A 13,420-nucleotide genomic window follows, 5' to 3' on the forward strand; every position below is an offset into this window, starting at 1 on the left:
CGTTCGATAGTTTCAGTTGATGCCAATCCTTGCTATCCCGATGCGAGACGATCATACCCCGGTGCCTACGATCGCCAGAAAGCGTGATTTTGCCTGAACTTGTTTCCTTTGAGCCCGCCACTGGCGCCCGACTGTGGGCAGGTGCGCACGGCGATGTCGATGCAGAAGTGGCCAAGGCACGCGCCGCCTTCCCCGAATGGGTCGCGATGGCGGTTACCAAGCGAATCGAACTGTGCCGCCGCTTTGCTAACCAGGTCCGTGCCCGGTCAGAAGAATTTGCAGAACTGATAGCGCGGGAGACCGGCAAGCCTTTGTGGGAAGCGCGCACCGAAGTCGAATCGGTGGTGGCAAAGATCGATATCTCGGTCACCGCCTATGCCGAGCGTACCGCGCAGCGCAAGCTGGACAGCGCCCTCGGCGGCACGATGGCGCTGCGCCACAAGCCGCACGGTGTGATGGCGGTGCTGGGCCCCTATAACTTCCCCGCGCATCTGCCCAATGGCCATATCATCCCCGCGCTGATCGCGGGCAACACCGTGGTGTTCAAGCCATCGGAAAAGACCCCTGCGACAGGCGCAATGCTGGTCGAATGCATGCATCAGGCGGGCATCCCCCAGGGGGTCGTTCGGCTGGTGATCGGTGCGGTGGACGAGGGCAAGGCGCTGGTCGCTCATAACGATGTCGACGGCGTGCTGTTTACCGGCTCTGCCACAACCGGGATCGCGATCAACCGCAGCCTGGCCAGCCAGCCGAACAAGATCGTCGCGCTAGAGATGGGTGGCAACAACCCGATGGTGGTGTGGGACACGCCGTGCATCAGCGATGCCGCAACGCTGATCATCCAGTCGGCGTTCACCTCTGCCGGACAGCGGTGCTCGGCCGCCAGCCGCCTGATTATCCGCGACACCATCTACGATGCGGTGATCGCCGAAACCAAGAAGCTCGCCGACCGGATCATCGTCGGTGCGCCGTTCGATGATCCCCAGCCGTTCATGGGCCCGGTGATCGACAACCAGACCGCTGACGGGCTGACCGAAAGCTTCCTGTATTTCCTGAGCAACGGCGGACGCGTGATCAAGCATCTGGTGCGGCTTGACGACAAGGTACCGCTGCTCTCCCCTGCGATCATCGATGTGACCGCGATCAAGGACCGGCCCGATGTCGAACTGTTCGGCCCGCTGCTTCAGGTGGTGAAGGTCAGCACGTTCGAAGAGGCGATCAACGAGGCGAACAACACCCGTTTCGGCCTGTCTGCCGCGTTGGTCGGCGGCAGTCCGCAGCATTACAAACAGTTCTGGGCCAACATCAAGGCTGGCATCGTCAACTGGAACCGGCCGACCAACGGCGCATCATCCAAGGCCCCGTTCGGCGGCGTCGGGCTGTCGGGCAACCACCGCGCCAGCGCCTATTACGCCGCTGACTATTGCGCCTATCCGGTGGTCTCCAACGAGATGGAACAGCCGCGCGCAACCATCGGTATCGGCTTGAAACAGGACTGATTTTTCACGCTCTTCGCCTGAGCAAAAGCAAAACTAAGCCCGTTCAAAGCCGTTCTGCTTTGCATGAACGCGGCCAAACGACCAGATGCACCGTTGGAAAGGACCAACGGCATGACGCATCGACACGCAAGCACTCCAGGCCCTGCTGGCACGCCTCGGCCCGGCACCGTCTGGCTGGTTGGCGCTGGTCCTGGAGATCCGGACCTGCTGACGGTCAAGGCCGCGCGGATCATCGCGCGGGCATCGCTGATCGTACATGACGGTCTGGTCGATGATGCCATTCTCGCGCTCGCCAGCCCCGATGCGCGTTTGATCTCGGTCGCCAAGAAGCGCGCCCGCCATACCCTGCCACAGGACGACATCAACGCGCTGCTGATCGCCGAGGCGAAGGCAGGCCAGGATGTCGTGCGATTGAAGGGCGGCGATCCGTTCATTTTCGGTCGCGGCGGCGAAGAGGTCGATGACTGCCGGGCCGCCGGTGTCGCGGTCGAGGTCGTCCCCGGGATCAGCGCCGCCAACGGCAGCGCCGCAGCCGCGCAGCTTCCGCTGACTCACCGCGATCTGTCGAGCGCGGTCACCTTCGTTGCGGGCCAGTGCAAGGGCCTGACCGAGCAGGATTGGTCGGGGCTTGCTGGCAAGGGCCGCACTCTCGTCATCTATATGGGCGTCGCCACCGGCGATGCGATCGCCGAAAAGCTGATCGCCGACGGCCTGTCGCCCGATACCCCGGTTGCGGTGCTCGAAAAGGGCACCCGCGCCGACATGCGCACGCTGCGCACATGGCTCACCGACCTTGGCCCGATGATCGCACGCGAAGCCGTGGTCAGCCCGGCACTGATCGTCATCGGCGATGTCGTCACCCGCGCGCGCGCCACGGATTGCCTGCCCACCCTCTTCGCCCAGCATCTGGAGCCAACACCTTTGACGGAGTCTTTGGCATGAAAATCCTCACCGGCAACGACCTGAAGACCGGCGACGTCATCTGGTGGGCGGGCGATACGCGCTGGTCGCGCCATCTCGCAGACACGGTTGATGCCGGTACCGACGCAGCCGCCATTCTGGCGCGCGAGGAAGCCGCTCGCCGAGTCAACGTGCCCTATATCGTCGATGGCAAGCTGACCGATCGGGGCCCGATGCCGCTGCACATCAAGGAACGCGTCCGCGCCTTCGGCCCCACCGTGCGCCCTGACCTTGCCATCAACACCAGCATCCCGATCCTGAAGGCCTGACTTATGTATCAATACGACAAATATGATCAGGCGATGGTCGATGCCCGCGTTGCGGAGTTCCGCGATCAGGTCCGCCGTCGTCTCGATGGCAGCCTGTCGGAGGACGAGTTCAAACACTTGCGTTTGAAGAACGGGCTGTATTTGCAGCTTCACGCGTACATGCTGCGCGTTGCGATCCCCTATGGCACGCTGTCGTCCAGGCAGATGCACATGCTCGCGCACATCGCGCGCACCTATGACAAGGGCTATGGCCATTTCACCACCCGGCAGAACATCCAGTACAACTGGATCAATCTGGAACAGACCCCCGACATCCTCGCCGAGCTGGCGACTGTCGAGATGCACGCGATCCAGACCAGCGGCAACTGCATCCGCAACATCAGTTCGGACCATTTCGCGGGCGCCGCCGCCGACGAGATCGCCGATCCGCGCCCCTGGGCCGAATTGCTGCGGCAATGGTCGACGTTCCACCCCGAGTTCCAGCTGCTGCCGCGCAAGTTCAAGATCGCGGTAATCGCCTCTGCCACCGATCGCGCCGCGATGCGGCTGCACGATATCGGCATCGAGCTGGTCAAGAACGCAAACGGCGTGCTGGGCGCCAAGTTCTTCGTCGGTGGCGGCATGGGCCGCACCCCGATGATCGCGCCATGCATCCGCGAGTTCGTGCCCGCCGAGGAGTTGATCAGCTATGCCGAAGCCTGCCTGCGCGTCTACAACCGCTATGGCCGCCGCGACAACAAGTACAAGGCGCGGATCAAGATCCTGGTCCACGAGATCGGTGCCGAAGAATACACGCGTCAGGTCGAGGAAGAATTCGCGCACATGAAGACTTTGGGGCTCAACCCCCCGGTCGCCGAGCTCGCGCGGATCAGCGGGTATTTCGCCGACCCCGGCTTCGAGCAGGGCCTGAGCGACGAGATCGACCGTTCCGATCCCGATTTTGCGGTCTGGGTCGACCAGAACACGCACCCGCACAAGACGCCGGGCTATGCGTCTGTCACCATCAGCCTCAAGCCCACGGGCGGCATCCCCGGTGATGCCACAGCCGATCAGATCGACCTGATGGCCGACCTTGCCGAGCGCTTCGCGTTCGACGAGCTGCGCGTCACCCACACGCAGAACATCGTGCTGGCGCATGTCCGCAAGGCCGACCTTTATGCGATCTGGCAGCAGCTCGACGCCGCTGGCCTGGCCACCGCCAATCTGGACCTGATCAGCGACATGATCGCCTGCCCCGGCCTGGATTATTGCAGCCTCGCCAATGCCCGCTCGATCCCCGTGGCGCAGAAGATATCGCAGCGGTTTGCCGATACCGGACGCCAGCGCGATCTGGGCGAATTGAAACTCAAGATTTCAGGCTGCATCAACGCCTGTGGCCACCACCATGCCGGACACATCGGCATCTTGGGCGTCGACAAGAAGGGGGTCGAGAACTTCCAGCTGCTGCTGGGCGGATCGGCGGCCGAAGACGTGTCGATCGCCAAGATCGTCGGTCCCGGCTTCGACGAGGATGGCGTGGTCAACGCCGTCGAGACCGTGACCAATGTGTATCTTGACGCACGGCAGGATGGCGAACGTTTTGTCGATACCTATCGCCGCATCGGCATGGAACCGTTCAAGGAGGCGCTTTATGGCTAATCGTACGGCGATTTTTCCCGCAGGTCGGCAAGACCTTTACGAGGCCAACAAATATTCGGCTGCCATCAGCTCGGGCGGATTCCTTTTCGTTTCCGGCCAGGTTGGCAGCCGTGAAGACGGCAGTCCCGAACCTGATCCCGAACAGCAACTTCGGCGTGCGTTCGAAAACCTTAACGACGTTCTCGCTGCTGGTGGCTGCACGTTCGACGACGTCGTCGATTTCACCGTCTACATCGTCGACCCGGAACACATGCTCGACACTGTGTTCAAGGTTCGCGACGAGTTTTGGGGTGAGCCGCCTTACCCAACGCTCACCGGGATCGGCGTGACCTGGCTTTACGGTTTTCACTTCGAATTGAAGGTCATCGCCAAATTGCCGGAGACAGCATCATGACACATGTGCAAATCTGCTATCGCGATGATGCCCCGGTGACCGATGCCACCGCCAGCTTCGGCGATTTCGTTGCCGGATCGAACGCGGCTGCGGTTCGCATCGAGCCGGGCGAGGACGTGCGCGCGCTGTTGTCGCATCTCGGCCAGATCAGCCTCGTCGAGGTGAACTTCCCTGCGTTCGGCGATGGCCGGGGCTTTTCATCGGCACAGATCCTGCGTGAGGCAGGCTATACTGGCGAACTGCGCGCGACAGGCGACGTGCTGGTCGACCAACTCGTCTTCCTGCGCCGTTGCGGTTTCGACAGCTTTGCGCCCGACAAGCCGCTGAACCTTGACGACGTGGAGGCTGCGATGAGCTTCTTCCCCGAATTCTATCAGAACACCAGCGACGGCGTCGCCGCGATCTGGGCCAAGCGCCATCAGGTGGCATCATGAAGCCGGTTCAGGACCGTCCCGCCCCGGGGCGTGTGCGCGACCGGATCGACGCCAAGCCGCGTTTCAGCGAAAGCGATGCGATCCGGCTGAACAACATGTTCCGCGGAACCGACACCGCCGACATGATGCGTACCGTGATCAAGGACGGCCTGGTGGGCGATCTGGCCATCGTCTCGTCGTTCGGCGCGGAAAGTGCGGTGCTGCTGCATATGGTGGCGCAGGTCGACCCTTCGCTTCCGGTGCTGTTCCTCGACACGCAAAAGCATTTTCCCGAGACCGTGGCGTATCGCGATACCCTCGTCGAACGGCTGGGACTGACCAACCTCGTCATGCTCTCGCCCGATGCCGATGAGCTTGCCGCGCAGGATTCCAACGGTTTGCGCTGGTCGTACGACCCAGATGGCTGCTGCGAAATCCGCAAGGTGCGCCCGCTCGCCAAGGCGCTTTTGAACTATGATGGCTCGATCACCGGCCGCAAGGGCTTCCAGTCGGCGACCCGCCAGGGCCTGCCCCGGTTCGAGATAGACACCTCTGATGCGCAGGGCCGGTTCAAGATCAATCCCCTGGCAAGCTGGACCAAGCCGGTGCTCGACGCCTATTTCGCCGAGCACGACCTGCCCCGACATCCGCTCGAATCGCAAGGATATCCCTCGATCGGCTGCGCGCCGTGCACCAGCAAGGTCGCGCCGGGAGAAGACCCGCGCTCGGGCCGCTGGAAGGGTTGGGACAAGACCGAATGCGGCATCCATAGCGATGTCACGCCGCTTCCCGGAAACCAGGACAACAGCAGTGCCAACGACCCGATATTTTGAAAAGACGTCTTTCGCTTTTCATTCGTCGCAAGTATAACGCAGCGTTTACCAGCAGTTAACCGACATCGGGCAGGGTCGTAAGCATGAGCGACGGACCCGCAATTGAGCAAATTCTGTACATCAGTACAGTAGCGCCGAATGAAAAGATAGATCTGGGCTCGATCCTGACAGCGGCGCGACGCCACAACCGCGCCAACAACATTACCGGGCTGTTGATGTTCAACGGGAAGCGGTTTTTGCAAGTCCTCGAAGGCCCCGCCGACGCTATTGGCGCAACGTTTGATCGGATCAGCCGCGATTCACGGCATCGCGGCCAGGTTTTGCTGGCGCGCAAAGCCATAGAGCGTCGCGAGTTCGGTGACTGGTCGATGGGCTTCAAGGACAAGACGGATCAGGACAACGCCGCGTTGTACGATACGATCTGCGCCAAGGTAGCCGATGTCCACCCAAGCCTGCGCGCCGAACTCACGGCCTTCGCCCGGCAGATATGACACCGGCTATTCAGCTGCCAATCTGACGTTCGAGGACGAAAAATGCTGCGCAGCATTTTCGGCTTGCCGCAGCGGTGGTTGACAAGTCGCCGGACTGACATCATCTAGCAATCAGCGGGCCGGGCCCCTCTGACATGCCGCGCGGCAAGCTATGTTAAGGCAGGCTACGCCCATGTGATGTCGGACCGCAACGGGATGCGCAACCATCCCGGGCTTTCGGCCCGGTCAATCGATTACTTAACCCCCCCGCGTATCCCGACCAATGCACACATCCATTGGAAAGGAAAAAGAGCATGAAAACGAAAATGACCGCAATCATTGCGGCAATGTCCGTCGCAGGACTCACCACCCCCGCCCTCGCCGCTGATGGCCAGGACTTCCGCCATCAGGTGGAAATTCCCCATGGCGATCGTCAGGTTACCGCAGTGTATCAGCCCAAGACCCAGGTGAGCTATCGCCAGGTGGGCAACATGACCCCCAACCGTCCGAGCACTGCTCGCTGCGTATGGAAAGCCGAAGTCTCGGTCGAACGCCATCTGCAGGCTCCCGCTGGGCAGGGCAGTCATGTCGTTCGTACCTTGGTCCCCACCAAGATGATCGAAGGCTCGACCAACGGTCGTTGCGCGCAGGGCAAGCAGCAGGTCAACAGCGCCATCGCGCGCAAATCTGACGAAGTCCGCGCGCATGTGCTCGCGGTCGCGGCAGAAGACCGCAATGCCCTGATGGCCGAGTTGAACATTGCCACCGGGAACCCGGTCGGCTGAACGCTTCAAAACCCCTCTTCGAGCGTGCTTGGGGAGGGGACCGTTCGCAAGCGAATGTTGGGAGGGGAAGCGAGATTGCACGGTTGTCCACTGGATCGCCGGGCCGTTTCCCCTCGCCAGCCCGCATCGGCTGCTAACTCCCCGATACTGATTGGTATTTTAGCGCGTTCGCCTGCTTGCCATCTGCATCTGCCTAGCCCAGTGTCTTCCCAACAAAAAATCGTCAGGGAAGGACAAGCCATGTCGGCTCGTGCATCAAAACTCACCAGATACGGCTCCATCGCGCTCGCGCTTGCGATTGCGCCAGTCTTGGGCGCGCAGGCCCAAGGCACTGATAGCCAAGAAAATTTTACCGTCATCATCGGCGGGACCAATGTTGGGCATCTTGATGTCGTGCGCAGCGGCGACACCGTGAAGATCGACTACGATTACAAGAACAACGGCCGCGGCCCGACGATGAAGGAAGAGCTGAAGCTGGATGCCAAGGGCATGCCCGTCGCGTGGAAGATCACCGGCAACTCGACCTTCGGTAATGCGATCAACGAGAGCTTCGCGATGCAGCGCGGCACAGCGCGCTGGACCGATTCGACCGGCAGCGGCACCGCCAAGCCCAAGGGCCCCGCGATCTACGTCGCGCAGGAAGGCAGCCCCTGGGCCGCGGGCTTGTATGCGCGGGCGCTGCTCGCCGATGACGACCGCTCGCTGCCTGCGCTCCCTGGCGGCGCGCTGAGCCTGGCCGAGCTCGAGAAAGTCAATGTGACCGGCACCGGCGGTGCAATGACCGTCACCGCTTATGCACTCTCGGGCAATGATCTCGACCCCGGCTATTTCCTGCTCGATGACACCGGCGCGCTGTTTGCCGCGATCTCTCCGCGTGCGGTGTTCGTGCGCAAGGGCTTCGAGGGAGAGGACATCCGCTTGCGCGATCTGGCGGTGAAATATTCCACCGATCGGTTCGTCCAGATGCAGGCCAAGGGCGCCAACAACTACAAGGCACCCGTGCGCATCACCAATGTGCGGTTGTTCGATCCGATCACCATGGCGCTGACCGAGCCCAAGACGGTCATCGTCAGCGGCAAGCATATCTCGGCCGTACTGCCGGTGAACAGCCCCGCAACCGAAGGCGAAGTGATCATCGACGGCAATGGCGGCACCCTGGTCCCTGGGCTGTACGAGATGCATGGCCATATCGGCCAGGAAGACGCTATGCTCAACATTCTCGCCGGGATCACCTCGGTGCGTGACATGGGCAACGAGATCGACGTGCTTGACGGGCTGATCGAGCGCATCGACACCGGCGTGCTGGCAGGGCCGCGGATCACCAAGTCGGGCTTTATCGAGGGCAAGAGCCCGTTCAGCTCGAACAACGGGAAGCTGGTCACCAGCGAGCGCGAGGCGATCGATGCCGCGCGCTTCTATGCTGCGCGCGATTTCCAGGCGATCAAGATCTACAACAGCATGAACCCCGAATGGATTCCGGCGCTGGTCAAGGAAGCCAAGGCGCTGGGGCTGCACGTGATGGGGCACGTACCCGCCTTCACCAACGCCGATGCGATGATCGCGGCGGGCTATGACGAGATGACCCACATCAACCAGGTGATGCTGGGCTGGGTCCTCGAGCCCCAGGAAGACACCCGCACGCTGCTGCGTCTGACTGCGCTCAAGCGGCTGCCGGGCCTCGATCTCGAGAGCGAGAAGGTGAATAGGACGATTAACGCGATGGTGGCCAACAAGGTGACCATCGACCCGACCTTCGCAATCCATGAGTCGCTGCTGCTGGCGCGCAACGGCACCGTGTCACCGGGCATGGTCGATTATGTCGATCACATGCCCACAGGGGTGCAGCGGAGCGCCAAGCAGGCGTGGTCGAACATCGCCAATGCGCAGGATGACAAGGATTATCGCGGCGCGTTCGACAAGGTGGCCGCCACCATCAAGAAGATGCACGATGCTGGGATTTTCCTGATCCCCGGCACCGACATGGGCGGCAGCTTCACCTATCACCGCGAGCTTGAACTCTACCGGAACGCAGGTATGACGCCTGCCCAGATCCTGCGCCGCGCAACCTATGACATGGCCGAATATCTTGACCAGGAACAGTCGCTTGGCAGCATCGAAAAGGGCAAGTATGCCGACTTCTTCCTGATCCAGGGCGACCCCACCAAGGACCTCAAGGCAATCAAGGCGATCCGCATGGTCGCGAAGGATGGCGTTTTCTATTACCCCAGCGAGGTCTATCCCGAATTCGGCATCAAGCCGTTCGCGACCAAGCCGAAGGTGAAACTGCCCAAGGAAAGCTAAGAGCCTTTACCCGTCATTCCCGCAAACGCGGGAATCCCGCTTCGACGCAACGGTAGCGCAAAAGCGGGACCCCCGCGTGCGCGGGGGTGACGGGGAAATAACCACTTTTGCATCGAAGGACGTTCGCGCGCGAGCGACGCTCACCCGACCTTGCGCACCACCACAGATCCTGCCGAATAGCCTGCGCCGAACGAGCAGATCAGGCCCGTGTCGCCAGCCTTCAGATCTGCATTGTGCAGATGAAATGCGATGATCGATCCGGCTGACGAGGTGTTGGCATAGCTGTCGAGCACGGTCGGGCTTTCATCCTCGCTCGCCTCATGCCCCAGCACGCGCTGCGCGATCAGCCGGTTCATCCCGGCATTGGCCTGGTGCAGCCAAAGGCGGCGCAGGTCCGCAGGCGCGATTCCCAGCCGGGCGATATGATCATTGATCAGTTCACCGACCATCGGCACGACTTCCTTGAACACCTTGCGGCCTTCCTGGACGAACAGCTTATCCGCACTGTCGCGGGTTTCGGGCGCGGCACGGTTGAGGAAGCCGAAATTGTTGCGGATGTTGTTCGAAAACCGAGTTTTGAGCTGCGTGCCCAGAATGTCCCAATGCGAAGGCGGCGCGAGGTCTGCGTCTTCCACGAGAACAGCGGTCGCCACATCGCCAAAGATGAAGTGGCTGTCGCGATCGCGCCAGTTCAGGTGGCCCGAGCAGATCTCGGGGCTGACCACCAGCACCGACCGGGCATTGCCTGCGCGAATGAAATCGGCTGCAGTCTGGATGCCGAAGGTGGCCGAAGAGCACGCGACGTTCATGTCGAAGCCGAAGCCCTCGATGCCGAGCGCGTCCTGCACCTCAATCGCGATCGCGGGATAGGCGCGCTGCAGATTCGAGCACGCGACCAGCACTGCATCGACGTCTCTGGCGTCGCGCCCGGCACGCGCCAGCGCATCACGCGCCGCAGCGACACCGATTTCGGCGAGCACCGATAGCTCCTCGTCGGGTCGTTCGGGAAAGCGCGGGCACATCACCTCGATATCAAGGATCGATGCCTTGGACAGCACCTTTCGCGCCTTTATTCCGCTCGCCCTTTCGATGAACTCGGCCGAAGATGGCTGCAATGCCGTCACCTCTCCAGCTTCGATCGCGTCCGAATGCTGCAGATTATATTGCGCAACATAGCGGTTGAAACTGACGACCAATTCGTCGTTGCTGATACTGTCTGCAGGCGTGAAAAGACCGGTCGAGGAGATCACCGGGCGGGCATTGGGATAGGCGGAAGTCATGAAACCGTAGGGTCCTGCGCTATAGCTGGAGCGGGTGCGCGTCTTACGTCCGCAACACGCCGATGGCAAGGGGCGTGGCGGATCGCGCATTTTTGCTTGCCGTGCGGGCGCGTGCGCTCTTTGATGGCCGCCAACCAGAACGGGAGAGGCGAGCATATGGAATATACAGGCAAGGTCATCTGGATCACCGGGGCATCGTCGGGCATCGGCGAGGCGCTAGCAGAAGCGCTCGCCGCACAAGGCGCGTTGCTGATCCTTTCGGGACGCCGCACCGATGCGTTACAGGCGGTCGCCGATCGGTTGCCGACACCCAGCCTCGTGCTCCCGTTTGAGACAACCGACAAGGATGCGCTTCCTGCGATAGTCGAGCAGGCCATAGCCTGGCAGGGGCATGTCGACGGTCTGGTCAACAACGCCGGGATCAGCCAGCGCGCGCTCGCCATCGACAGTGCGCTGGCGGTGTATGACCAGATCATCGCGGTCGATCTGCTGGCGCCGATCTGGCTGACGCAATTGCTGCTGCCGCATATGGCCGCGCGCAAATCGGGGCTGATCGTCGGAATCTCATCGGTTGCGGGCCGCGCAGGCGTACCGCTGCGCACCGCGTACTGCGCCGCCAAGCACGGGCTGATCGGCTATCTCGATGCGCTGCGCGCCGAGACCGAGGTGCATTACGGCCTGAAGGTACACACCGTGCTCCCCGGATCGATCCGCACCCAGGTTTCGGCCAATGCGCTCGCCGGCGATGGCAGCGCGCATGGCAAGACCGACAGCGCGATCGCCAACGGCATGGACCCTGCCGAATGCGCAGCGCAGATCCTGGCCGGAATTGCTGCGGGTCAGGCTGAAATCCTGGTGGCCGAGGGCATGGAGGAGATGCTCGCGCAACTGCGCTTCAGCGATCCACGCAAGCTGTTCGACACGCTGGCAGCGATGGGCGGGCAGATGGCGGCACAGCGCGACGCGGCGCTGGCCGAATGATGGAAACCCCGCAGCGGCTGATCGAACGGCTAGACCTCAGCCCGCATCCCGAAGGCGGCTGGTACCGCGAAACATGGCGCGGCGGCGCGGATGGCGATGGCCGCGCAAGCGAGACGCTGATCTACTTTCTGCTCGAGCAAGGCCAAGCGTCACACTGGCACACCGTCGATGCCACCGAAATCTGGTGCTGGCATGCGGGCCACCCGCTCGAGGTGGGCACCGCGCCTGCCGATACAGGGCCGGTGACTTGGCACGCCTTGGGCACCGATTTTACCGCTGGCCAATCGCCGCAGTTGGTCATTCCGCCGCACCACTGGCAGGCCGCGCGCGCCACGGACGGCTGGGCGCTGGTGAGCTGCATGGTGTCGCCTGGATTTGAGTTCAGTGGGTTCGTGATGGCCGAGCCGGGTTGGCAGCCGGGCTGACGCTGAATGACCTCAAATTAGAGACCGTTTTCCGGCGAAGGCCGGAATCCAGAGCGGCAGCAGCGCAAACCTCGCTCCTGGCCTCCGGCTTCCGCCGGAGAACGGCATTGCTTCAATCTTGCCGTTGCCGCGACGCGTTAGACAGCCTCAGGCTGAGCGGATGTATGAAAGAACTTTTCGTACTTGCCGATAGGCGTCCGCCCTCTCCCCTAACCCGGCGTCTTGTCGAACTTCACCGCGTCTTCGGTATACCGTACCCAGGGCTGCGCGCTGGCCGTCCAGAAGTGCATCTTGGGCTCGAGCCCGCTGACGTCGTCGAGCGTCCCAGCCTTGACGAAGTGCATCCCCTGCTGGCTGGGCAGATCGGACAGGATCGGTGAGCCGCATATCCCACAAAACCGGCGATAGACCGGATCGCCGCTCTCGCCGGAGTCCTGATAGGTGGTGAGCGTACCAACAATCGTCATCTGCGTGTCGCGCACCCCGATCAGCACTGACATCGCGCTGCCGGCCTGCTTCTGGCAGTTGCGGCAGTGGCACACCGCGCTCAGCAGTGGATCACCCTCGATCGTGTAGCGCACCGCGCCGCACAGGCACCCCCCGGTCATCGTCATGGCAACTTCCCCTCCAGCAAGCCTGTCCGCGCGCCTCAACCGTGCGTGTCGATCCAGGCGAATTCCTCGATTAGCAGCTTGGTGCTGTCTTCCAGCATCAGCTTCTCGACCATATCAGCGACCATCGGTGCACGGCTCGAGACGCTGATCTGTGCCTCGCACCGCGTCGCGTCGTCACCCAGCGGGGTCAGCGTGATCTGCGCCCCGCCCTCGGCTGCCAGCCCCTTGGGCTTGGCGTTGCGGTTGGCCGTCCAGCTGCCATCGGCGTGCTGTTGCCAGATATCGTGCTGGGTCAGATCAAGCCACGATCCGATGACCGACCGGATCAGCGCGGGCGCCTTCACCGGAACCTGCCGGGTGATCGCGACATGGATCTGCCCCGGCTCGGGCCGCTCAACCGTCACGGCGACATCGCGTGAACCCTGCGCCTGCATCATGGAGGTCAGGAACGCCTCGTCGGTCCAGCAGGCGACGACCAGCGCCACCGGTATTGCAAATTCATGCTGTTCCTGCCGCTTCAACATCGATCCGTTCAACCCCTTAACACAGCGCATTGCG

At 62.3% G+C, this 13,420-nt stretch carries 15 protein-coding genes; 12 read left to right on the plus strand and 3 right to left on the minus strand.

The window, feature by feature from the left end:
- The first annotated feature begins 86 nt into the window (after nt 1-86).
- The 10 genes from astD to IEW00_RS01030 all read left to right on the plus strand — a co-directional run bounded on the left by astD (nt 87) and on the right by IEW00_RS01030 (nt 9,562).
- A complete protein-coding gene (astD, locus tag IEW00_RS00985) occupies nt 87-1,499 on the plus strand; it encodes a succinylglutamate-semialdehyde dehydrogenase (RefSeq protein WP_188513041.1) in 1,413 nt (470 codons plus the stop codon).
- Between the two features lie 111 nt (nt 1,500-1,610).
- A complete protein-coding gene (gene cobA / locus IEW00_RS00990) occupies nt 1,611-2,441 on the plus strand; it encodes a uroporphyrinogen-III C-methyltransferase (protein WP_188512504.1) in 831 nt (276 codons plus the stop codon).
- Nucleotides 2,438-2,728 carry a DUF2849 domain-containing protein gene (locus tag IEW00_RS00995; RefSeq protein WP_188512505.1) on the plus strand — a complete coding sequence of 97 codons (291 nt, stop codon included), beginning with the start codon at nt 2,438-2,440 and terminating at the stop codon, nt 2,726-2,728. The genes cobA and IEW00_RS00995 overlap by 4 nt, the downstream gene beginning before the upstream one ends.
- A gap of 3 nt (nt 2,729-2,731) precedes the next feature.
- A complete protein-coding gene (locus IEW00_RS01000) occupies nt 2,732-4,366 on the plus strand; it encodes a nitrite/sulfite reductase (protein WP_188512506.1) in 1,635 nt (544 codons plus the stop codon).
- Nucleotides 4,359-4,760: a RidA family protein gene (locus tag IEW00_RS01005; RefSeq protein WP_188512507.1), complete on the plus strand. Its 402-nt coding sequence runs from the start codon at nt 4,359-4,361 to the stop codon at nt 4,758-4,760. The genes IEW00_RS01000 and IEW00_RS01005 overlap by 8 nt, the downstream gene beginning before the upstream one ends.
- The gene (locus tag IEW00_RS01010) at nt 4,757-5,194 is read left to right on the plus strand and encodes a DUF934 domain-containing protein (RefSeq protein WP_188512508.1); all 438 of its coding nucleotides are present in this window, start codon (nt 4,757-4,759) and stop codon (nt 5,192-5,194) included. The genes IEW00_RS01005 and IEW00_RS01010 overlap by 4 nt, the downstream gene beginning before the upstream one ends.
- Nucleotides 5,191-6,006, plus strand: coding sequence for a phosphoadenylyl-sulfate reductase (locus IEW00_RS01015; RefSeq protein WP_188512509.1), 816 nt, complete (start codon nt 5,191-5,193; stop codon nt 6,004-6,006). Before IEW00_RS01010 ends, IEW00_RS01015 begins: the two co-directional genes overlap by 4 nt.
- Before the next feature lie 83 nt (nt 6,007-6,089).
- Nucleotides 6,090-6,497 carry a BLUF domain-containing protein gene (locus tag IEW00_RS01020; protein ID WP_188512510.1) on the plus strand — a complete coding sequence of 136 codons (408 nt, stop codon included), beginning with the start codon at nt 6,090-6,092 and terminating at the stop codon, nt 6,495-6,497.
- A 293-nt stretch (nt 6,498-6,790) separates the two neighbouring features.
- Nucleotides 6,791-7,261 (plus strand): hypothetical protein, encoded by a 471-nt coding sequence (locus IEW00_RS01025; RefSeq protein ID WP_188512511.1) that lies wholly within the window; start codon nt 6,791-6,793, stop codon nt 7,259-7,261.
- Nucleotides 7,262-7,501: 240 nt separating this feature from the next.
- Nucleotides 7,502-9,562, plus strand: a complete 2,061-nt coding sequence (locus IEW00_RS01030; protein WP_188512512.1) for an amidohydrolase family protein — start codon at nt 7,502-7,504, stop codon at nt 9,560-9,562.
- 140 nt (nt 9,563-9,702) lie between these two features.
- Here the strand turns inward: IEW00_RS01030 and IEW00_RS01035 are convergent, their stop codons facing one another.
- Nucleotides 9,703-10,842, minus strand: a complete 1,140-nt coding sequence (locus IEW00_RS01035; RefSeq protein ID WP_188512513.1) for a beta-ketoacyl-ACP synthase III — start codon at nt 10,840-10,842, stop codon at nt 9,703-9,705.
- A gap of 156 nt (nt 10,843-10,998) precedes the next feature.
- Here IEW00_RS01035 and IEW00_RS01040 point away from each other — a divergent pair, with 156 nt between their 5' ends.
- On the plus strand, nt 10,999-11,823 hold the full coding sequence (locus tag IEW00_RS01040; RefSeq protein ID WP_188512514.1) for an SDR family NAD(P)-dependent oxidoreductase: 825 nt from the start codon (nt 10,999-11,001) through the stop codon (nt 11,821-11,823).
- Nucleotides 11,823-12,248: a cupin domain-containing protein gene (locus tag IEW00_RS01045; RefSeq protein ID WP_188513042.1), complete on the plus strand. Its 426-nt coding sequence runs from the start codon at nt 11,823-11,825 to the stop codon at nt 12,246-12,248. Before IEW00_RS01040 ends, IEW00_RS01045 begins: the two co-directional genes overlap by 1 nt.
- Nucleotides 12,249-12,457: 209 nt before the next feature.
- Here the strand turns inward: IEW00_RS01045 and IEW00_RS01050 are convergent, their stop codons facing one another.
- Entirely contained in the window at nt 12,458-12,862 is a 405-nt protein-coding gene (locus IEW00_RS01050; RefSeq protein WP_188512515.1) for a GFA family protein, read from the minus strand.
- Between the two features lie 35 nt (nt 12,863-12,897).
- Entirely contained in the window at nt 12,898-13,416 is a 519-nt protein-coding gene (locus tag IEW00_RS01055; RefSeq protein ID WP_308419300.1) for a DUF2505 domain-containing protein, read from the minus strand.
- Nucleotides 13,417-13,420: the final 4 nt, after the last annotated feature.

Source organism: Blastomonas aquatica (assembly GCF_014639875.1).
Lineage (GTDB): Bacteria > Pseudomonadota > Alphaproteobacteria > Sphingomonadales > Sphingomonadaceae > Blastomonas > Blastomonas aquatica.